The following is a 21,958-nucleotide window of genomic DNA, read 5'->3' on the forward strand; positions in this document are numbered from 1 at the left end:
GGACTTGATGGTGCCGACTACCGGAATCGAACTGGTGACCTACTGATTACAAGTCAGTTGCTCTACCTACTGAGCTAAGTCGGCATCAAGTAGCGCGCATTCTATGGATACCTGCGCAGTCATGCAACTAAAAATTTGCATAAAACGTTCTTTCGCTCACATTTTATGCGAACAGCGTGCTGAACGCTGTAAAAGTAGTCATTCACGGTCAAATATTCAACATATCACGCTGATTTGTACGGTATACACCGTAGCGTGACGGCTTACGCGTAACGCAGCGCTTTCCATCTTTTTTCTTATTATTCCTGTCATCTGGTGTTAACCTCCTGCCCATTGTCCAAAATTAACTGTGTGATGAGCCATGATCCGGCAGTATTGTGCTGGCTCACTGAAGCATGCTTATGAGCAAAAAAGAGCAAACGTTAATGACACCTTATCTTCACTTTAACCGCAGCCAGTGGGCTGCCCTGCGTGATTCCGTCCCTATGACGCTGACGGAAGGTGAAATCGCACGGTTAAAAGGGATAAACGAAGACCTGTCCCTGGAAGAGGTCGCGGAAATTTATCTCCCCCTCTCTCGCTTGCTTAACTTCTATATAAGCTCCAACCTGCGCCGTCAGGCGGTACTGGAGCAGTTCCTCGGGACGAATGGTCAACGCATTCCTTATATCATTAGCATTGCAGGCAGCGTGGCCGTAGGTAAAAGCACTACCGCACGTGTCCTGCAGGCGCTGCTGAGCCGCTGGCCGGAACACCGTAGCGTGGAGTTGATTACCACCGATGGCTTCCTGCATCCGAACGAAGTACTAAAAGAACGCGGGCTGATGAAGAAGAAGGGCTTCCCGCTCTCTTATGATATGCACCGTCTGGTGAAATTTGTCTCTGACCTGAAATCGGGCGTGCCTCACGTGACTGCGCCGGTCTATTCACACCTGATCTACGATCGCATCCCGGACGGAGATAAAACGGTGGTCCAGCCGGATATCCTGATTCTGGAAGGGCTGAACGTTCTGCAAAGTGGAATGGACTATCCTCACGACCCGCATCATGTGTTTGTCTCCGATTTTGTCGATTTCTCTATTTATGTTGATGCGCCGGAAGATTTACTCCAGAACTGGTATATCAACCGCTTCCTGAAGTTCCGTGAGGGTGCATTCACTGATCCGGACTCCTATTTCCATCACTACGCCCAGCTTTCTGAAGAAGAAGCGGTTAATGTGGCAAGAGGGTTGTGGAATGAGATCAACTACGTGAACCTGAAAGAGAACATCCTGCCAACGCGTGAGCGCGCGAGCTTAATCCTCACCAAGAGCGAGAAGCACGCTGTCGACCAAATTCGCTTACGGAAATAATAAAGCAGAGATAAAAAAACCGGCTTAACGCCGGTTTTTTGTTTTAAGCATGTGGCTTTTCGCCATTTTCATCCTGATCGACCGCAAAGCAGGCGACCAGTTGACCACCATAATCCTTCAGTTGCGGCTGCAACTGGGTGCAAGGACCAAAGCGGCGACTACAGCGGGCGTTGAATGCACATCCCGGAGGCGGATTCAGCGGGCTTGGTAACTCACCCGTCAGCTTAATGCGCTCACGACGTTCATCCGGGTTCAGACGCGGCGTCGCGGACAGCAGCGCCTGGGTATATGGGTGACGAGGATTGTTAAAGATCTGATCTTTCGTCCCCTTCTCCACGCAACGCCCCAGATACATCACCATCACTTCATCAGCAATGTGCTCCACCACTGAAAGGTCGTGCGAGATGAACACGTAAGAGAGCCCCAGTTCCTGCTGCAAGTCCATCATCAGGTTCAGCACCTGCGCGCGGACGGAAACATCGAGTGCCGAAACCGGTTCATCGGCAATCACCACATCCGGGTCGAGCATCAGACCACGAGCAATAGCGATACGCTGGCGCTGACCGCCAGAGAACATATGCGGGTAGCGATCGTAATGCTCGGTTTTCAGGCCGACTTTCGCCATCATCGCCAGCGCTTTTTCCCGACGCTGCTCCTTGCTGAGATTACTGTTAATCAGCAGTGGCTCTTCCAGAATCTGTCCTACTTTCTTGCGCGGGTTCAATGAACCGTACGGGTTCTGGAACACAATCTGGATTTTCTGTCGACGCAGTTTCTGTGCCTGCGGATCGTGCTTGAGCAGATCCTGCCCCTGATAGTAAAGCTCACCACCGGTTGGCGTTTCAATCATCGTCAGCAGACGGCCCAGCGTCGATTTACCGCAGCCCGACTCCCCGACTACCGCCAGCGTTTTACCGCGTTCGAGGGTAAAGGAGACGCCATCCAGCGCTTTGACCAGGCGCTCAGGGGCAAACAACCCCTTTTTCACCGGGTAGTGTTTTTTCAGGTCGATAGCCTGCAACAGCGGTTGTTGCGTGGTGGCCTGTTGCGTACTCATAGTGTTGGCCTCCCGGCATCATCGAGTGGGTAGTGGCATTTCGACTGACGACCGTCAGCAAGCTGATTCAGCTCTGGCTCTTCTGACCGGCATTTATCCGTCGCATACGGACAACGCGGATTCAGCAGACAGCCCTGTGGTCGGTCGTATTTACCCGGCACGACGCCCGGCAGTGACGCCAGCCGCGCTTTGTCCTGGGCAAACTCCGGCAGAGCACGTAGCAGAGCCTGAGTATACGGATGACGCGGCGCGCGGAAGATATCGTGCGAACTTCCGGTCTCCACCACCTGACCTGCATACATCACGATGATTTTGTGCGCCGCTTCGGCCACCAGCGCCAGGTCGTGCGTAATCAGCACCAGCGCCATATTCTCTTTCTGCTGCAGTTCCAGCAGTAGCTCGATGATTTGCGCCTGAATGGTTACATCCAGCGCCGTCGTCGGTTCATCCGCAATTAGCAGTTTTGGCCGACAGGCAATCGCCATTGCGATCATCACGCGCTGGCTCATGCCGCCAGAGAGCTGGTGCGGGTATACGTCCAGACGCGATGCCGGGTCAGGAATACCGACCTGGTTCAGCAGATCGATCGCCCGCTGACGACGGGTTTTCTTATTCCCGCCCTGATGCACCTTAATTGCTTCCATAATCTGGAAACCGACGGTGTAGCACGGGTTCAGGCTGGTCATTGGGTCCTGGAAAATCATCGCCACTTCCGCGCCTACCAACTGGCGGCGCTGTTTTTCGGAAATGCGCTTCAGATCCTGGCCGTTGAACTGCAGGTTTTCCGCCATCACGCGGCCCGGATAATCAATCAGCCCCATAATCGCCAGCGAGCTTACTGACTTACCGGAACCTGACTCCCCTACGATGCCAACCACTTCGCCCTGATTTACGCTGTAGCTGATACGGTCCACGGCGCGAAACGGGGTACCTTCGTCGCCGAAGTGCACCGATAATTTATCTACATTTAATAACGCCATCTCGTGCCTCTTACTGCTTCAGTTTGGGATCAAGTGCATCACGCAGACCATCACCCATCAGGTTAAATGCCAGCACCGTCAGCAGGATTGCCAGACCCGGGAAGGTGACAACCCACCAGGCGCTTTGTGCGAACTGCAACACGTCAGAGAGCATAGTGCCCCACTCCGGTGTTGGCGGTTGAGCACCCATGCCCAGGAAGCCAAGAGCGGCCATATCAAGAATGGCGTTAGAGAAACCGAGCGACGCCTGAACGATCAGCGGCGCAAGGCAGTTAGGGAATATATTGACGAACATCTGACGCATCGCACCTGCACCCGCCACGCGAGAAGCGGTAACGTAGTCGCGATGTACCTCCACCAGCACCGCCGCACGCGTTAAACGCACATAGTGAGGAAGCGCCACGAAGGTCAATGCAAGCGCAGCGTTGCCAATCGACGGGCCGAAGATCGCCACCAGCACCAGGGCCAGCAGCAGGCTTGGCAGTGCCAGCATAATATCGACGATACGCATGATGATGTTATCAACGATACCACCGAAGTAACCGGCAACCAGACCCAGTACTATCCCCATGATCAGGGACAGCACCACCACCAGGCAGCCGACCAGCAGCGACAAACGTGCACCGTACATCAGACGCGACAACACATCGCGCCCCACATCATCAGTACCTAACAGGTGCGCCAGGCTACCACCGTCCTGCCACGCAGGAGGTGCCAGCAGGGCATCACGGAACTGATCCGCTGGGTTATACGGCGCCAGGACGTTCGCAAAAACCGCAATCAGGATCATGATAGAGACATAGACCAGCCCCACCACCGCGCCTTTGTTGCGCTTGAAGTAGTGCCAGAATTCCTGCAGCGGCGTCATTGGAACCGGTGCAGCAACTACTTTATTTTCAGAAACCTGTGACATGATGGCCCCTTACTTCTTATGACGAATACGCGGGTTCACCACGCCGTACAGCAAATCGACCAGCAGGTTAACGAGGATAATCATCGTCGCAACCAGCAGCACACCGCCCTGCACGACCGGATAGTCACGGCGTTGCAGCGCGTCAATCAGCCAACGCCCCAGGCCCGGCCAGGAGAAGATGGTTTCGGTCAGGATCGCACCTGCCAGCAGCGTCCCCACCTGCAGACCGATAACGGTCACCACTGGCAGCATGGCGTTACGCAGCGCATGAACGATGATGACACGCATACGCGTCAGGCCTTTGGCACGCGCGGTGCGGATATAATCCTCACCCAGTACTTCCAGCATGGATGAACGGGTCATACGCACAATCACCGCCAGAGGAATAGTACCGAGCACCATTGCAGGCAGGATCATGTGGGCCACGGCATCAAGGAAGTTACCCGGCTCACCCCAGATGGCCGTATCGATCAGCATAAAGCCGGTCAACGGATTAGAGTCATCAAGGAAGACCATATCGCTGACGCGCCCGGAGACCGGCGTCAGGTTAAGCTGCACCGATACCAGCATAATCAGCATCATGCCCCACCAGAAGATAGGCATGGAGTAACCGGTCAGCGCCAGGCCCACGGCAGTATGGTCAAAAATGGAGCCACGTTTAACCGCAGCCAGGACCCCAACAGGAATACCCACCGCAGTGGCGAAAATCATGGCGCAGACACCAAGTTCGAGTGTCGCTTTGAAACGCGGCACGAACTCGTCCCACACCGGAAGACGGCTTTTCAGCGAAATACCCAAATCACCGTGCAACACTCCCCAGATATAGTTGAGGTACTGCTGCCACAGCGGCTTGTTCAGACCAAGCTCAGCCAGCAACTGTGCATGGCGCTCAGGGGAAATACCACGCTCGCCCGCCATAATCATTACCGGGTCACCGGGGATCATATGGACGAAGGCAAAAGTGAGAAGGGTGATACCGATAAACGTGGGGATAACAAGTCCCAGACGTCGGAGGATGAACTGCAACATAACCCGGATTCTCTCTGATGACGCACGACCAATGGCGTGACGTCTGTATTGCTCACAAATGTAAATTCCCTCTCCCACCGGGAGAGGGTTAGGGTGAGGGGATGCACGCACGTCCCTCACCCCTGCCCTCTCCCGGAGGGAGAGGGAGAACACCCTACTTATTATTCAACCGATACGTTTTCGAAGTGGTGTTTGCCCAGTGGATCAACCACGTAGCCCTTCACTTCTTTACGCACTGGCTCATACACGGTGGAGTGAGCAACAATCAGCGCCGGAGCCTGATCGTGCATAACAACCTGAGCTTGCTTGTACAGTTCGATACGTTTGTTGTGATCGTCGGTCGCACGCGCCGGCTGAATCAGGTCTTCAAACGGCTTGTAGCACCAGCGAGAGTAGTTGGAGCCATCTTTTGCCGCCGCACAGCTGAACAGGGTTGCGAAGAAGTTGTCCGGATCCCCGTTGTCACCGGTCCAGCCCATCATCACAGCCTGGTGTTCACCCGCTTTGGCGCGCTTCAGGTACTCGCCCCACTCGTAGGTCACAATCTTGGCCTGAACGCCAATCTTAGCCCAGTCAGCCTGAACCATTTCTGCCATACGGCGTGCGTTCGGGTTGTACGGACGCTGTACTGGCATCGCCCACAGTTCAACGGTAAAGCCTTTATCCTGGCCTGCTTCTTTCAGCAGCGCTTTCGCTTTCTCAGGATCGTAGGAGTAGTCTTTAACGTCGTCGTTATAGCCCCACATGGTTGGTGGGATCAGGTTCTTGGCAGCAACGCCCGCGCCCTGATAAACCGCTTTGATGATCGCTTCTTTGTTTACCGCGTAAGTCAACGCCTGACGCACTTTCACGTCATCAAACGGTTTCTTCTCGGTGTTAAAGGAGAGATAGCCTACGTTCAGACCAGCCTGCTCCAGCAGATTGATATTCTTATCCTGCTTCATGCGAGCGATATCAGCCGGGTTCGGGTATGGCATAACCTGGCATTCGTTTTTCTGCAGTTTTGCATAACGCACAGACGCATCAGGCGTGATGGAGAACACCAGACGGTCGATCTGAGGTTTCGTACCCCAGTAACCCGGGAACGCTTTGTACAGAATGCGAGAATCTTTCTGGTACTGCAGCAGCTGGAATGGACCGGTACCGATTGGGTTCAGGTCGACTTTCTCCGGTGTACCGGCTTTCAGCATGTTGTCCGCATATTCTTTAGACAGAATAGACGCGAAGTCCATCGCCAGGTCAGCCAGGAATGGTGCTTCCGGGCGAGTCAGCACGAACTGCACGGTTTTATCGTCAACTTTTTTCACTTCAGAGATCAAGTCTGGCAGACCCATCCCTTCGAAGTATTCATAGCTGCCGCCAGACACTTTGTGGTACGGGTTCTGAGCGTTTTTCTGACGGTCAAAGGAGAACACAACGTCATCGGCGTTAAAGTCGCGTGTTGGTTTAAATTCTTTGCTGTCCTGCCACTTCACGCCCTGGCGCAGATGGAAGGTATAGGTTTTGCCGTCTTCGCTGACGTCCCACTTCTCAGCCAGACCTGGAATAACTTCCGTGGTACCGGTTTTGAATTCAACCAGACGGTTATAGATCGGTACGGAGCTTGCGTCGTACGTCGTACCAGAGGTAAAGAGCTGTGGGTTAAAGCCTTCCGGCGAGCCTTCAGAACAGTAAACCAGGGTTTTTGCCTGTACGCTTGCTGCCACGGTCATCGCCACCAGGCTCAAACCAAGCTTCAGCATCCCTGACTTCTTCAAGGAAATACTCATTATTCTGCTCCAATGTGATGTTTTGCTTTGTTGTGTTACGCCGCCTGACCTTTATTTATTTTTTACCCGGTCCGGTCGGTGATGCCCTAAGGCGTTAAAGGGATGGAGAATCCTTTCAGAAGAGCGTTTGAGTTGCAGCGCAGATCGTCCCTGAAATGCCCCTCATGCCCTACAATCTGTCAACAGAATGTGAAAACGTCAATACAGGTGGCGGGGATTTACGCTGAGTGTGAGAAACCGCAAACAAAGATTAAAAAAACTATGCATGCCAGTTTTCAGCAGGGAAATTTATGCTACTCACTATCTTGCAGCACAAATATCTTCATATTTTGCAACAACCAGTGATTAACTTTTATTCAGATTGGGTAAATTTTCTTACAAAATGGTGATTATCTGAGCACTAAATTCCACGAACGTTAAAACGCACAGCGAAATATGCTGGGGTTATCCATAAGCAACGCGAAAAAAGATCAATCTATATATAAAAAAATACAATGGATTATGTCACAAAATCGTTAACAGACAGGGAGAAGCAGGGATAAGAGGTGTTTTGGGGAATCTGACTGGTTAAGGCCATAATGCAAAAAGGGCTAACCTTGCGGTTAGCCCTTTTTTAGAATGTGGTCGGCGAGAGAGGATTCGAACCTCCGACCCACTGGTCCCAAACCAGTTGCGCTACCAAGCTGCGCTACTCGCCGAATGCGGAGCGCATCTTACTGCTGAGGTGCGCCCCCGTCAATCCCTTATTTTCAAAAAGCCATTCAACTGGCGATATTCTCGCCAGACGAGCTACTGCGCGGCTTTGGAGGTGCCGTCAGGGAGTTTGCACCAGTTGTTATTTTCGTTAATACCGCCATCTGGTGAGGTGTAACCCAGACAACCTAAAATGGTGTCGTACAGCTCAACATGACGACGCGGCACCTTCATATCAGCCTCTTTCTTCAGTTGAGCAAACATCTTCGCTTTCTCCGGATCTTCCAGGTACTTGTCAGACATCCATACAATCATTGGCACGCGGAACTGCTCCGGCGGAGCCATCTTACGTGGTGTACCGTGCAGGTGCTCGAATTCATTGATGGATTCACCGTGGTCTGCTGCATAGAAGACAATGGCTTTCTTATCACGGACCTGGTCAATCACCGAATCAATAAAGTGATCCACATAGGTCACTGAGTTGTCGAAGGAGTTGATCAACTGCTCTTTAGAGCAGTCTTTATCCACACCGACGCACTCCGGCGTCCATTTGGCAAAGCTACGCGGGTAGCGCTGGGTGTAGTTAAAGTGCGACCCCTTGGTGTGCAAGATGATCATATGTTTACCATCGGGATTTCCGTTCAGAGACAGTTTCATCTCATCAATCAGCAGCATGTCATCGACAGGCTTACCACGGTTACGCGCCTCCGCACCAATCTGCTCGCGATAAGAAATGTTCTGCGCCATGGTGTTGCTGTAGAACCACATCTCGCTCTGCATCGCATAGAGGTCTGACGTAAACCCAAGCTGATGCAGTACCGAGAAGACATTTTGCTCTTTCAGGGTACGTTGTGGGTTATCGCTCGCCCCACCCTCGCGTACAAACATGCAGCGTAAGGAGAGCTTGGTGGCGGTGTCACAGGAATAACCGCGATAGGCAATCAGGTTTTTCTCCTGCGCCATTTTTGGTGTGGTATCGCGGTCATAGCCAAGAATACCCATATGATCCCAACGCGTGGTTTCCCCAATAATAAAGACGACATAGGTATCGTCGATATCTTTTGGCGCGACATAAGTGAATTTCTTCGCCGGGTTAATCAACGATTTATTATCAGAAGACTCATCCACCTGCGCCCACGCGTACAGCCCCAGCGCGGAGATCCAGTTAGACGGTAAATAAGAGTTGGCGACCACACCGCCGTAGCTTGGCAGATCAACGCCAGAGGTACGCTCATCATATTTCTGCTTCACTTCCAGCAGACGAATGGGACCCCAGACCATCAGACCGGCCAACAGAACTAATGCAACGCTTCTGAAACGTTTTCCAGGCGTGCGGATCTGGTGAACCAGCGTATACCGGCAACGGTTGCTCCAGATAAGGAGCAGCGGCAAGGCACTCACGGCCACCAGCCAGAGTACAAAATGCAGCCCAACAACTTCTTTAGAGAGATCGATGTCCGTGGTCATCACCGAGGCGATAATACCGTAGCCGATGACAACGTTCATAAAGGTCATGTAATAGCTGGCCCCTGCCGAGCACAGCACGATAAATGTCGCCAGCACTCGCCAGACACGGCGGCCAAACAGCGTAAGAATACGGAATAAAAAGAAGGTAACCAGTACAGCAGCGACCAATTCGACAACCGCTGCAATTCCTTTCCAGACGGTAAAATCTTGCGCGTATCCGTCGAACCGACGGAAAAACACTGCGCCATTCATAAACAGGCCGATGTACAACGCCAGCAAAAAGCAGAGCTTTTGTTGCGCCATCGATTTAATGTATTTCATGCAATCTACCCGGAAAAAGGGACAGTACCGCTGCCCACCTCAATATAAAAAGTGGACAGATTAGACATACGCTCAGGGGATCGTTCAGTGAAACGTCTACAAGCGTGGTAAGTAGACCACAGGGAAGGGAAAAAGTGGCAGCAGAGTGTGTGATCGGTACAGTTATTTACAAAAAAGCAGACTCAGAATCCGACAAATGCGTCTAAAGACAGTATTGTGCGATAAGAAAAAGGCCGGATGACCGGCCTTTTTATTCGTTATCAGGCATGCGCTTCTTTAAAGACTTCCCGCTGCGGCTGACGAATCGTCGTAGACAGCGCCAGCGAAATGATCAGCAAGGCGAAGATCACGCAGAAGGTCACATAGAACCCACCGAACAGTGAGGCAATCAGCGAACCGCAGATACTGCCGATCCCGAAGCCAAGATAGATAACACCGTAGTTTTTCGCGAGATTGTTCAGACCAAAGAATTCGCTCACCAGTGACGGGAAGACCGTAATGGTGCCACCGAAGTTGAACGCGACGCAGGCAATCGCCGCGAAGAAGGTTGTTTCATTCAGAGGCGCGAACAGGAGCGCCGCCATGCCCACCAGCGAAACAACCTGGCCAATCGTAATCACACGGATACGGGCAATCTTGTCAGACAGAATACCCAGCACCAGACGCCCGGAAAGGTTGGCAATGGAGATCACAGTCACCGCATTCGCAGCCGTTGCCGCATCCAGTTTCACCATTCCCTGAGCGATATCTTTCGCCACACCGATGACATACAAACCACTCATGCAGGCCGTCAGGAACATCACCGCCAGCATCCAGTACTGTGGTTTACGCATAGATTGCGCCAGGGTGAAGTCATTCTCTACCACACCGTTCACGGATTTCACCTCCTGCTGAGGCGCATCTTTCATCAGCGTAGCACCGAAGAGGATCATGACCAGAACGATAACCCCCCAGATCATGAAGGTTTTTTCGAGCCCGACGGAAGCCAGCAGATGAGAATCGATAAATTTAAAACCGAGGCTGCCCAGGCCATAAGAGCCGATGGCAAACGCAGAGATGAGGCCTTTACGTTCCGGGAACCACTTCACGCAGTTCGAGAGGGTCAACAGGTAGCCTGCACCATCTGCCAGCCCCACCAGCACGCCAGCACTCAACCACAGCATCATCAGGTTGTTGGAATGCGCGGTCAGGAAAAAGCCCACGCCCAGCAGAATGCCGGAGGCCATGGTCACACGCTTAACACCAAAACGCTCCTGCAGCTTGCCCGCGACAGAAGACGAGAGCGCCAGGCCGAGACTCAGCAGGCCAAAAGAGAATGCAACCTGGCTGACAGGTGCGCCGAGTTTATCGGAAAGCGCACTGTTAAACAGGCTCCAGGTATAGACCGAACCCAGCGCAAACTGGGTGACGATGGTGCCAAAGAGCGTTAGCCAGCGCGTACGGTTATAAGTTGATGTGTTCATGGCAGTTGTCCTGCAAGAGAAATTAAGGAAGTTCGCTGAGGACAACGATAAACAAAACCTTAAAAGACCTGGGGTAAAACGGCATGAAATGCAGGAGGAATGGAATGAAATGCCTGGAATCAGGAATGAATGACCTTGTGGGGGAATGAAGTGATAGTGTGTTAGTACCTGCTATCGCTACAACCCCTGTGGTTGTTGTATTTGAGATGTTATCGTAACGTTTAAAAAAGTAACAACTCTAAAAATTCGCGTTCACACCCAGGGTGTACATAAATTCCTCACCTGTGGAGGTGCGTTCCCCCTGGGCGAGCGACGCATAGGCCGCTACATGCGTGTTAAACGGAATATCCGTACCGACGGTGACATCCATCCAGTTCCCGTTTTGCGCCGGGGCTGGCGTTTGTGGCATGCCAAACTGAGATTTCCACTGGTTTTCACCAAACTGCTGGTTATAGCTAATCTGCGCCCAGGGACGAAGATCGCCGTACTGGGTATTCACGCGCCAGCCAAGCGTGCTCACGCTGGCATGCCAGAGCGGGTCAGTGACTGACTGTGTCGACGCGCTATCACCAAATTCATTGACCATCATGGGGGCCGTGCCGTCATAACGCCACGCCACCACCGGGCCGGTGGTTATCTGGGCTGAAACGGGAAAATTCCAGCCCACGCTCATTGCCCCCTCTGTCGTACTGCCAGACGGTACATTCAGGGCAAGACCTGGCGCATTTTGTGAAGTCTGAATACGCTCAGCAAGAATATCCTCGTAACGCGGTTGGTGATCCGCGTCCCATGTATAGCGTTCCGCCGTATTATTTTGGGCGTCTGAAACGATATATTCCTGTTGCCAGGCAGACGCTGTATTACAAAAAAACAGGCAGGCTGAAATTCCCACCAGGCCAGAAGCAGCATGGCGACCACTGATTTTTTTTATCATCATCAACGCGACCCCAGAGAGAGCCGAATTCGGCGATATTTGTCGTTATTCAGGAAGAGCTTATAGGGCATATGGCCCTGTATTAACTATTGTCTTTATAGTAAACACGTCAAGCCAGTCTGGATGAAAATTTTGCGAAATCAGTATCATTAAGGGAGATGACAGATGGAACGTTGCGGTTGGGTAAGCCAGGATCAGCTTTATATCGACTATCACGACCAGGAATGGGGCGTGCCGGAGAAGGATGGTAAAAAACTCTTTGAGATGATCTGCCTGGAGGGCCAGCAGGCGGGGTTATCGTGGATTACGGTGCTCAAGAAACGCGAAAACTACCGCAATGCCTTCCACCAGTTTGATCCTGTCGCCGTCGCCGCCATGACCGATGAGGACGTGGAACGACTGGTGCAGGATGCCGGCATCATCCGCCATCGCGGTAAAATTCAGGCCATCATCGGCAATGCACGCGCCTGGCTGGCGATGGAACAAAACGGCGAATCATTCTCAGACTTTGTCTGGTCGTTTGTGAATAACGATCCGCAAATTACCCACGCTGCCACGCTGGCGGAGATCCCGGCATCGACACCTGAATCAGACGCACTCTCTAAGGCCCTGAAAAAACGCGGTTTTAAATTTGTCGGCTCCACCATCTGCTACGCCTTTATGCAGGCCTGTGGCCTGGTCAACGACCACGTTACCGGCTGCTTCTGTCATCCGGGAGGCCGTCATGATCCGCAAATGGCAAAATGAGAATACCGCGCCACTTCTGAGCCTATGGCTTGAAAGCACCACAGAAGCGCATCCGTTTATCGAGGCGAGTTACTGGAAAGAGAACGAGGCGATGGTGCGGGACGTTTACCTGCCTTCGGCTGAAACATGGGTCTGGGAACAGGATGGCGAACCTTGCGGATTTATCAGCGTGATGCAGTCTAAGTTTGTTGGGGCACTGTTTGTCGCGCCGCCATACATCGGGAAAGGCATCGGGCAAGCGCTGCTGAACCATGTTCAACAGCACTTCCCATATTTAAGCCTGGAGGTGTACCAGAAAAATGTCCGGGCGGTGAATTTCTACCATGCTCAGGGCTTTCGCATTGAAGACAGCGCCTGGCAGGATGACACCCAACATCCGACCTGGATCATGAGCTGGCAGGCGGATCAAACGCCGTTAAGGTAAGCTCGGGTCCCTCATACTTTTCGACCCATGCCAGTGCCGTATTCCCTGCACAACCATTCCCCAGCTTCGAGCTGGGGAGATCTTTGGTCAGCACATTAACCGCCCCGTTTTTACAGATACCGCCCTCGGCTGGCTCAAGATCTGGCCATGCCCCCTGGTGAATGCACAGCACACCCGGTTTAATCCCGTCACTGACCACCGCGCCGGCCAGCACCTGCCCCCGTTGGTTCCAGACGCGCACCACGTCACCGTCTGCAATCCCACGAGCTTGGGCATCAAGGGTATTCAACGTGATCGGTTCTCGCCCGGCGACCGCATACTGTTCGCGCAGCGAGGTATAGTTAAGCTGGCTGTGCAGGCGGTGTGCCGGGTGGGCAGACAACACCTGGAGCTGCTCCGGCTGGGCATTACCGTGCCATTCGTCCGGCTCGAGCCACGTAGGGTGCGGTGGGCAGTCGGCATACCCAAAGCTGGCAATGCGCTCACTGTAGATGACAATCTTTCCGCTCTCGGTTTTCAGCGGGTGGTTCTCCGGGTCGCGGCGGAAGTCCCCGAAACGGACAAACTGCGCGTTCTGTTCGCTCTCTGGCATCTCGAATATCTGGTTCGCTTCCCAGAATTCAGTAAACGGTGGGAGTGTCACTCCCTGAGCGGCACCGCGCTGGCTGGCTATCTGGTAGAACGTCTCAAGCCACTGCAGGTCCGTTTTACCTTCGGTAAAACGCTCGCGGCCACCTGCTTCCCACAACTCGCTCAGTTCAGCAAACACCTCGAAATCATCGCGAGCTTCATCACGCGGGGGGACGACACGCTTCATTGGCACCATATGCTGGTTGCTGTAGTCACCGGTCATAGTGAGATCGTTACGCTCAAACGAGGTTGTCGCTGGCAGCACGATGTCGGCATGCTTAGCCGAGCCTGTCCAGAAGCACTCTGAGATCACCACCAGTTCCGGTTTCTGCCAGGCGCGGATCAGGCGATTGGTATCCTGATGGTGCGTGAAGTTCGACCCGCCCGCCCACCAGACAAATTTAATATCCGGGAAGTGACGGTCCAGACCATTGTGCTGATAAAACCCACCCGGGTTTTCCAGGGCTTCAACAATACGCGCCACCGGGATTTTATCCACGGCATCCACGCCGCCCTGCACCGAGCCTTGCAGAGACGCCAGCACCGCCGCTTTACGCGTTGGGTTACCGCCGTTCGCAAAGTGATAGGAGAGACCAAAACCTCCGCCCGGCGTGCCAATTTGCCCAAGCATTGCGGCAAGCGTCACCAGCATCCAGTGTTTTTGCTCGCCAAACTGCTGGCGCTGCATTCCCCAGCCGGACATTAACATCGTGGTATTTTTATGGAATAACGCCGCCAGTTCGCGGATTTTCTCTGCAGGAACGCCGCAAATATTTGCTGCCCACTCTGCCGTTTTCGCTACCCCATCGGATTGGCCCTTCAGGTAGTCGGCGAATTTATCGAAGCCAGTGGTACAACGCGTCAGGAATTCAACATCGTGCCAGCCGTTTTCGACCAGCGTATGGGCGATACCCAGCATCATCGCCACGTCGGTGCCCATATGCGGGGCAATCCACTCAGCGCTGTCGCCGAAGAAATCCATGGTTTCAGAGCGCATCGGGTCAATACAGATGATGCGCTTGCCGCTTTTGCGCAGCACGTCGAAGTACCCAATACCCTGCTCGTCAGAGGCATTCCAGGCAATTTTCAGCGTATTGAGGGGGTTAGCGCTCCACAACACCACCACATCTGTATGCTCCAGCACCAGCGGCCAGCTGGTCTGTTGCTGATAAACTTCGTTTCCCCCCACCACGTACGGCATGATCGCCTGCGCCGCACCGGTGGAATAGTCGCCAAGATGACCGGTATAGCCTCCCGCCAGGCTCATATAACGCTGCAGCAACGTCGAGGCCTTGTGCAGCACACCGTTAGAACGCCAGCCGTAAGACCCGGCGAAAATGGACGACGGTCCCCAGGTATCACGGATGCGCTTATGCTGGGTGTGAATCAACGCCAGCGCCTCATCCCAGCTCACGCGCGCAAACTCATCCTGACCACGCATTCCCTGAGGCTTATCCGGCGAGGCCAGAAAACCTTTACGCACCATCGGCCAGCGCACGCGCGTTTTGCTATGCACCTGATCGCGAACGGCAGTCTGTAACGAGTTGGGATGTTGGGTTGGCAGTGCCCCGCGGGAGGACAGAACATTTTCGCCATCGGTTTCGACCAGCATCGGCCCCCAGTGGGCGGCGGTCAGAATGGTTTTCGTTGAGGTGCTCAAGCGTGCGCTCCTGGTTGCGTGCAGGTTTACCGCCTTCTGGTTGAGGCAGTTTATGGTTTGTCACAAATTTCAGAGTAATACCCGGAATTTTCTCCGTATCTGGACGTCATAATCAACTGCCACGCTCGCCGTGGCAAAGAATAAAAAGGATTAAGGAAATAAGATGAAAAAACACGTACTCGTTATTGCCGCTCTGGTGAGCGGTGCACTGGCTGTTTCTGGCTGCACAACTAACCCTTACACCGGTGAAAGCGAAGCGGGTAAATCCGGCATCGGTGCGGGTATCGGCTCGCTGGTAGGGGCTGGCGTTGGCGCCCTCTCCTCCTCCAAGAAAGACCGTGGTAAAGGCGCACTGATTGGTGCAGCAGCGGGAGCAGCATTGGGCGGTGGTGTCGGTTATTACATGGACGTGCAGGAAGCGAAACTGCGCGACAAAATGAAGGGAACCGGCGTGAGTGTGACGCGTAGTGGCGACAACATCATTCTGAACATGCCGAACAATGTTACCTTCGACAGCAGCAGCGCGACGCTGAAACCTGCGGGTGCGAACACCCTGACAGGTGTGGCAATGGTACTGAAAGAGTATAACAAGACCGCCGTGAACGTGATTGGCTACACCGACAGCACCGGTAGCCAGGATCTGAACATGCGTCTGTCTCAACAGCGTGCCGATTCCGTGGCCAGCTCGCTGATCACTCAGGGCGTTGAAGCGAACCGCATCCGCACCAGCGGAATGGGTCCTGCCAACCCTATCGCCAGCAACAGCACGGCGGAAGGCAAAGCGCAAAACCGCCGCGTTGAGATTACGTTAAGCCCTGTGCAGTAATCGCATTTCCCCCTCTCCCCGTGGGAGAGGGTCGAAGTGAGGGCATGAACCACTTGCCATCGTTGATTTTCCCGCTAAGGTATTCTCACTAAATTCAGGGAAATCAGCGATGAGCAAACCAGCCCGGGCCACCATCAGCGACGTGGCGAAAGCCGCCAAAACCGGTAAAACCAGCATTTCGCGCTATCTCAACGGCGAAAAGCACCTGTTGTCCGATGCGCTGCTGGCTCGTATTGAACAGGCCATTGCCGATCTCGATTACCGCCCCAGTATCATGGCACGCGGGCTCAAACGGGGACGTACCCGTCTTATTGGGCTTATCATCGCCGATATCACCAACCCCTACTCCGTAAACGTGCTGAGCGGTATTGAAGCCGCCTGTCGCGAGAAAGGTTTTACGCCACTGGTCTGTAACACCAACAACGAAGTCGACCAGGAGCTGCATTATCTCGATCTGCTGCGTAGCTACCAGGTGGAAGGGATTGTGGTTAACGCCGTGGGTATGCGTGAAGAAGGTCTAAACCGCCTTCAACAATCGTCCCTGCCTATGGTCCTGATTGACCGTAAAATTCCTGAATTCGCCTGCGATGTCGTCGGACTGGATAACACCCAGGCCGCCACCACCGCTACCGAGCATCTGATCGAACAGGGTTTCGAAGCCATTCTGTTTCTGAGTGAACCACTGGGGATGGTTAACACGCGTCGCGAGCGTCTGAGCGCATTTCGCGCCACTTTGGAACGTTATCCTGGCGTGATTGCCGAAAATGCCGAAACCCCACTACACGAAGCCGATCGACTCGACAATACCCTGCGCCAGTTCCACACCCGGCATCGTGGGATGCGCAAAGCCGTCATTTCCGCCAACGGGGCTCTGACGCTGCAAGTCGCCCGCTCGCTCAAGCGCATTGGCCTGCACTGGGGCAGCGATATCGGTCTGCTGGGGTTCGATGAACTGGAGTGGGCAGAACTGGCGGGCGTCGGCATTACCACCCTCAAACAACCCACCTGGCAGATTGGCTATGCTGCTGTAGAACAAGTGGTTCGTCGTATTGAAGGCATCAGTGATACCGTACGCGAGCAGGTCTTCTCTGGCGAGCTGATCGTTCGCGGCTCCACCGCGCGTTAATTTTCCCTTGTGATACCGATCATAATTTCGACATCCTGATCTTTTCTTTGGAACCGGTTCCATCTAGCGTAATAACATTGATATGTTGCGATGGAGTCCGAAGATGGGCAGGAAAATCATGGTGGTCACCGCCGCGTACGGCGCGGAACAGGTGCGACAGGCAGGCGGACAACGGGCAATGCTTCCCGTGATTGCGGGGGCAGGTGCCGACGGCGTGGAGATCCGCCGCGAGCTGTTCAACAGCGAAGAGTTACTGTCCCTGCCTGCGCTGGGTGAATCTATTGAACTGTTGGGCCTGCTGGCGTGTTACTCCGCCCCCGCCGCCCTGTTTATGCCCGACGGCACCCTAAACCCGGACCTGCCCCGCTATCTCTCCGAGGCCAGCACCCTGAATGCGCTGTGGCTGAAAGTTTCCCTCGGGTATTTCAGCGACACCCAGCCGCTTGAAGCCCTGCGGAACCTGCTGAATAAAAGCGGCATGGCGCTGGTGGTTGAAAACGACCAGACCGACTGCGGCCAGCTTGCGCCAATGCAGCGCTTTAAAGCTGCCTGCCGGGAGATGGCACTTCCCGTGACACTGACCTTCGATATGGGTAACTGGCTATGGGTCGGCGATTCCCCTGAAGAAGCCGCCCGTCATCTGGCCCCTGCCGTGAGCTACATTCACGTTAAAGCCGCCGTACCCCATAAGGATAATTTCCGCGCTGTGGCACCGGATCGTGCCGATGCACGCTGGATGGATCTGCTCTGCCAGCTGCCCGCCGATGCCCCACGGGGTATCGAGTTTCCGCTGGAAGGGACGGATTTAACCGCCGTCACCCGCCATTACGTCAACCTGCTGCGCGAGGAGTAAACCATGCACAAGACGCTGGATGTCATCACGATCGGCGAGGCCATGGCGATGTTTGTCGCTACTGAAACCGGCGAGCTGAGCGCGGTAGAGCACTTTATCAAGCGCGTCGCAGGCGCAGAGCTGAACGTCGCAACCGGTCTGGCACGCCTTGGCCTGAACGTAGGCTGGGTCAGCCGCGTGGGGGATGATAGCTTTGGTCATTTCGTTCTCAATTCGCTGAAAAAAGAAGGGATTGATTCGGCAGGCGTGACGCGCGACGGACGCTTCGCGACCGGTTTTCAGCTTAAATCTAAAGTCGAAAATGGAACCGATCCCATTGTGGAGTATTTCCGCAAAGGGTCGGCGGCAAGCCATCTCTCAGTGGAAGATTACCACGCTGACTATTTTGCCTCTGCACGCCATCTGCACCTGAGTGGTGTGGCAGCAGCACTCTCAGCCAGCTCATACGCATTGCTGGATCATGCTGCATCTACCATGAAGGCACAGGGCAAAACGATCTCTTTCGATCCTAACCTGCGGCCGGTGCTGTGGAAAAGTGAAGCGGAAATGGTGGAGAAACTTAACCATCTGGCATTCCAGGCTGACTGGGTTCTGCCGGGAGTGAAAGAGGGGATGATCCTCACCGGCGAAAGCACGCCAGAAGGCATCGCCGACTTCTACCTGAATAAAGGCGTAAAAGCAGTGGTGTTGAAGACCGGTGCCGATGGCGCATGGTTTAAAACCGCCGAAGGTGAACAAGGCGCGGTCGCTGCGGTAAAAGTTGAAAACGTGGTCGACACCGTCGGCGCGGGCGATGGCTTTGCCGTGGGAGTCATTAGCGCTCTGCTGGAAGGTAAACCACTGCAGCAAGCCGTCGCGCGGGGCAACAGGATAGGCTCGCTGGCTATTCAGGTGCAAGGCGACAGTGAAGGATTACCAACCCGAGCAGAGCTTAACGAATAAACATACCTTCACCCAACAAAACAAACCACCGTGTACCCTACAGACAACGGCGGTAACAACCTCAACAACAGAGGCAAGCCTATGAACAGTTCGACCAATGCAGTAAAACGCTGGTGGTACATCATGCCAATCGTGTTTATCACGTATAGCCTGGCGTACCTTGATCGTGCCAACTTCAGTTTCGCGTCCGCGGCGGGGATCACCGAAGACCTCGGGATCACCAAAGGTATCTCCTCCCTGCTGGGTGCTCTTTTCTTCCTGGGTTATTTCTTCTTCCAGATCCCCGGCGCTATCTATGCCGAACGCCGCAGCGTGCGTAAGCTGATCTTTATCTGCCTGATCCTGTGGGGTGCCTGCGCGTCACTGACCGGCGTGGTGAACAATATTCCAGCCCTGGCCGCTATTCGCTTTATTCTCGGCGTCGTTGAGGCAGCAGTCATGCCGGCGATGCTGATCTACATCAGCAACTGGTTTACCAAATCAGAGCGCTCGCGGGCGAACACGTTCCTGATCCTCGGTAACCCGGTCACGGTACTGTGGATGTCGGTGGTTTCCGGCTACCTGATCCAGTCCTTCGGCTGGCGCGAAATGTTTATCATCGAAGGGGTACCCGCGGTTATCTGGGCCTTCTGTTGGTGGGTGCTGGTGAAAGATAAACCTGCGCAGGCGAAGTGGCTTTCCGAAGACGAAAAAGCGGCGCTGCAGGCGCAGCTGGATAAAGAGCAACAAGGTCTGAAGGCTGTACGTAACTACGGCGAAGCCTTCCGCTCCCGTAACGTGATCCTGCTTTGTGCACAGTATTTTACCTGGAGCATCGGCGTGTACGGCTTTGTGCTGTGGCTGCCGTCGATTATCCGCAGCGGAGGCGAGAACCTCGGCATGGTAGAAGTGGGCTGGCTTTCTTCTGTACCGTATCTGGCGGCGACCATTGCCATGATCGTCGCGTCCTGGGCGTCGGACAAGCTGCAGAACCGCAAGCTGTTTGTCTGGCCACTGCTGCTGATTGCTGCCTTTGCTTTCATTGGCTCCTGGGCTGTAGGTGCGAATCACTTCTGGGCCTCTTACGCCCTGTTGGTCATTGCCGGTGCCGCCATGTACGCCCCGTACGGTCCGTTCTTTGCCATCATCCCGGAAATGCTACCGCGTAATGTGGCGGGTGGCGCAATGGCGCTGATTAACAGTATGGGCGCGCTGGGTTCGTTCTGCGGCTCCTGGTTTGTCGGATACCTGAATGGTGCCACCGGCAGTCCATCAGCATCGTACATCTTTATGGGGGTAGCGCTTTTCGCCTCCGTGTGGCTTACTCTGATTGTTAAGCCTGCTAACAATCAACAACACCCCGTCGGCGCACGCCACGCCTGAATCCTTAAAAATCAACGGAGATTAGCATGAAGCCGTCCGTCATTTTGTATAAAGCCCTGCCGGAAGATCTGCGGAAACGTCTTGAAGAACACTTCACCGTCACGCAGGTGAAGAACCTGAGCCCCGAGACCGTGGCACAGCACGCCGAAGCGTTCGCCAGCGCTGAAGGTCTGCTGGGTTCAAGCGAAAAAGTGGATGTCACCCTGCTGGAAAAAATGCCGAAGCTTCGTGCTACCTCTACCGTTTCAGTGGGTTATGACAACTTCGATGTGGATGCCCTTAACGCCCGCAAGATCCTGCTGATGCACACGCCACATGCCCTGACAGAAACCGTGGCCGACACGCTGATGGCGCTCATACTGAGCACCGCCCGACGCGTGGTGGAAGTGGCTGAGCGCGTCAAAGCGGGCGAATGGACAAAGAGCATTGGTCCGGACTGGTTCGGTGTGGATGTTCACGGCAAAACGCTGGGTATTGTTGGTATGGGGCGTATCGGGCTGGCACTGGCGCAGCGCGCGCATTTTGGTTTTAACATGCCGATTCTGTACAACGCGCGCCGTCATCACACTGAAGCTGAAGAGCGCTTTAACGCACGCTATTGCGAGCTGGGTACTCTGCTACAGGAAGCCGATTACGTTTGCCTGATCCTGCCGCTGTCGGAAGAAACGCATCATCTGATTGGCAAAGATGAATTCGCGAGGATGAAGAAATCAGCCATTTTCATCAACGCGGGTCGTGGCCCGGTGGTGGATGAGAAGGCGCTGATTGAAGCCCTGCAAAACGGCGAGATCCATGCCGCAGGCCTGGATGTATTTGAACAGGAACCGCTGCCGGTGGATTCTCCACTGCTTTCGCTGCCTAACGTAGTTGCCCTGCCCCACATCGGCTCAGCCACCCATGAGACGCGCTACAATATGGCGGCCACGGCGGTAGATAACCTGATCGCCGCACTCAGCGGAAAAGTGGAGTTAAACTGCGTCAACCCGCAGGTACAACAGTAGAAACAAGCACAACTTTATAGTACGACCGAAAGATCGTATTGCGTGGACATACTTCAAATGTTGCTATCTGATGAGCAAGAATTTTTAGATTATATCACTGAGTATTACAGTGACCGTAAATGTCCAGAAAATAAAGAATGTACCTTCCAGGTACATTTCAATCTCTCATCAGAAGATCTTGAGGATATGCTACCTGATATTTTCACTCGGTATAGAATTGAGTGCAGCAACATTGTTAGGAACCGTTACTTTGGACCAGAGCTTTTTGGTTTCGATTCAGGATAAGAAAAAAATTTTTTGACAGGAAATATAAACTGCCAACGTTTTAAATGGTTATTGAATCGGTCAAAGCCAGGCGTTGGCTGTATGACTAAGGGGCTAAACGCCCCTTAGTATTTTTATGCAGACT

The 21,958-nt window shown here is 53.9% G+C and carries 18 protein-coding genes and 2 tRNA genes; 9 read left to right on the forward strand and 11 right to left on the reverse strand.

Going from position 1 to position 21,958, the window contains the following annotated elements; translation table 11 throughout:
* Positions 1 to 8: 8 nt before the first annotated feature.
* Positions 9 to 84: transfer RNA gene (locus HED65_RS13150), tRNA-Thr, on the reverse strand.
* Between the two features lie 317 nt (positions 85 to 401).
* Between HED65_RS13150 and coaA the strand changes: the two genes are divergently transcribed.
* Positions 402 to 1,352: a type I pantothenate kinase gene (coaA, locus tag HED65_RS13155; RefSeq protein ID WP_114978900.1), complete on the forward strand. Its 951-nt coding sequence runs from the start codon at positions 402 to 404 to the stop codon at positions 1,350 to 1,352.
* 43 nt (positions 1,353 to 1,395) lie between these two features.
* Here coaA and dppF read toward each other — a convergent pair whose 3' ends face one another.
* The 9 genes from dppF to HED65_RS13200 all read right to left on the reverse strand — a co-directional run bounded on the left by dppF (position 1,396) and on the right by HED65_RS13200 (position 11,981).
* Positions 1,396 to 2,409, reverse strand: coding sequence for a dipeptide ABC transporter ATP-binding subunit DppF (dppF, locus tag HED65_RS13160; RefSeq protein ID WP_114978901.1), 1,014 nt, complete (start codon positions 2,407 to 2,409; stop codon positions 1,396 to 1,398).
* Positions 2,406 to 3,389: a dipeptide ABC transporter ATP-binding protein gene (gene dppD / locus HED65_RS13165; protein ID WP_114978902.1), complete on the reverse strand. Its 984-nt coding sequence runs from the start codon at positions 3,387 to 3,389 to the stop codon at positions 2,406 to 2,408. The genes dppF and dppD overlap by 4 nt, the downstream gene beginning before the upstream one ends.
* Positions 3,390 to 3,399: 10 nt before the next feature.
* Positions 3,400 to 4,302 (reverse strand): dipeptide ABC transporter permease DppC, encoded by a 903-nt coding sequence (gene dppC / locus HED65_RS13170; RefSeq protein WP_114978903.1) that lies wholly within the window; start codon positions 4,300 to 4,302, stop codon positions 3,400 to 3,402.
* Positions 4,303 to 4,311: 9 nt separating this feature from the next.
* Positions 4,312 to 5,331: a dipeptide ABC transporter permease DppB gene (dppB, locus tag HED65_RS13175; RefSeq protein WP_114978904.1), complete on the reverse strand. Its 1,020-nt coding sequence runs from the start codon at positions 5,329 to 5,331 to the stop codon at positions 4,312 to 4,314.
* Positions 5,332 to 5,492: 161 nt separating this feature from the next.
* Positions 5,493 to 7,100 (reverse strand): dipeptide ABC transporter periplasmic-binding protein DppA, encoded by a 1,608-nt coding sequence (gene dppA, locus HED65_RS13180; protein ID WP_114978905.1) that lies wholly within the window; start codon positions 7,098 to 7,100, stop codon positions 5,493 to 5,495.
* Positions 7,101 to 7,721: 621 nt separating this feature from the next.
* Positions 7,722 to 7,798 (reverse strand) — tRNA-Pro (locus HED65_RS13185).
* A 91-nt stretch (positions 7,799 to 7,889) separates the two neighbouring features.
* A complete protein-coding gene (gene eptB / locus HED65_RS13190) occupies positions 7,890 to 9,581 on the reverse strand; it encodes a kdo(2)-lipid A phosphoethanolamine 7''-transferase (RefSeq protein ID WP_114978907.1) in 1,692 nt (563 codons plus the stop codon).
* A gap of 260 nt (positions 9,582 to 9,841) precedes the next feature.
* On the reverse strand, positions 9,842 to 11,044 hold the full coding sequence (locus HED65_RS13195) for an L-lactate MFS transporter (RefSeq protein WP_114978908.1): 1,203 nt from the start codon (positions 11,042 to 11,044) through the stop codon (positions 9,842 to 9,844).
* Between the two features lie 238 nt (positions 11,045 to 11,282).
* Entirely contained in the window at positions 11,283 to 11,981 is a 699-nt protein-coding gene (locus HED65_RS13200) for an autotransporter domain-containing protein (protein WP_114978909.1), read from the reverse strand.
* Between the two features lie 162 nt (positions 11,982 to 12,143).
* Between HED65_RS13200 and tag the strand changes: the two genes are divergently transcribed.
* Both tag and HED65_RS13210 read left to right on the forward strand, forming a co-directional pair.
* A complete protein-coding gene (gene tag, locus HED65_RS13205; protein ID WP_114978910.1) occupies positions 12,144 to 12,725 on the forward strand; it encodes a DNA-3-methyladenine glycosylase I in 582 nt (193 codons plus the stop codon).
* The gene (locus HED65_RS13210; RefSeq protein ID WP_114978911.1) at positions 12,703 to 13,149 is read left to right on the forward strand and encodes an N-acetyltransferase; all 447 of its coding nucleotides are present in this window, start codon (positions 12,703 to 12,705) and stop codon (positions 13,147 to 13,149) included. The genes tag and HED65_RS13210 overlap by 23 nt, the downstream gene beginning before the upstream one ends.
* Here the strand turns inward: HED65_RS13210 and HED65_RS13215 are convergent.
* Positions 13,112 to 15,391, reverse strand: coding sequence for a molybdopterin guanine dinucleotide-containing S/N-oxide reductase (locus HED65_RS13215; protein ID WP_262983621.1), 2,280 nt, complete (start codon positions 15,389 to 15,391; stop codon positions 13,112 to 13,114). The two genes, HED65_RS13210 and HED65_RS13215, sit on opposite strands and share 38 nt — an antisense overlap.
* Positions 15,392 to 15,602: 211 nt before the next feature.
* On the opposite strand from HED65_RS13215, the gene HED65_RS13220 reads away from it, so the two are divergent.
* The 6 genes from HED65_RS13220 to ghrB all read left to right on the forward strand — a co-directional run bounded on the left by HED65_RS13220 (position 15,603) and on the right by ghrB (position 21,549).
* Positions 15,603 to 16,265 (forward strand): OmpA family lipoprotein, encoded by a 663-nt coding sequence (locus tag HED65_RS13220; RefSeq protein ID WP_114978913.1) that lies wholly within the window; start codon positions 15,603 to 15,605, stop codon positions 16,263 to 16,265.
* Between the two features lie 109 nt (positions 16,266 to 16,374).
* Positions 16,375 to 17,391 (forward strand): LacI family DNA-binding transcriptional regulator, encoded by a 1,017-nt coding sequence (locus HED65_RS13225; RefSeq protein WP_114978914.1) that lies wholly within the window; start codon positions 16,375 to 16,377, stop codon positions 17,389 to 17,391.
* Between the two features lie 103 nt (positions 17,392 to 17,494).
* A complete protein-coding gene (locus HED65_RS13230) occupies positions 17,495 to 18,244 on the forward strand; it encodes a sugar phosphate isomerase/epimerase family protein (protein WP_114978915.1) in 750 nt (249 codons plus the stop codon).
* A gap of 3 nt (positions 18,245 to 18,247) precedes the next feature.
* Positions 18,248 to 19,186 (forward strand): sugar kinase, encoded by a 939-nt coding sequence (locus HED65_RS13235; protein ID WP_114978916.1) that lies wholly within the window; start codon positions 18,248 to 18,250, stop codon positions 19,184 to 19,186.
* A gap of 81 nt (positions 19,187 to 19,267) precedes the next feature.
* Positions 19,268 to 20,548, forward strand: a complete 1,281-nt coding sequence (locus tag HED65_RS13240) for an MFS transporter (RefSeq protein WP_028018263.1) — start codon at positions 19,268 to 19,270, stop codon at positions 20,546 to 20,548.
* Between the two features lie 26 nt (positions 20,549 to 20,574).
* Positions 20,575 to 21,549: a glyoxylate/hydroxypyruvate reductase GhrB gene (gene ghrB / locus HED65_RS13245; RefSeq protein ID WP_114978917.1), complete on the forward strand. Its 975-nt coding sequence runs from the start codon at positions 20,575 to 20,577 to the stop codon at positions 21,547 to 21,549.
* The last annotated feature ends 409 nt before the right edge of the window (positions 21,550 to 21,958 follow it).

It is taken from the genome of Pantoea sp. LS15, assembly GCF_012241585.1.
Lineage (GTDB): Bacteria > Pseudomonadota > Gammaproteobacteria > Enterobacterales > Enterobacteriaceae > Enterobacter.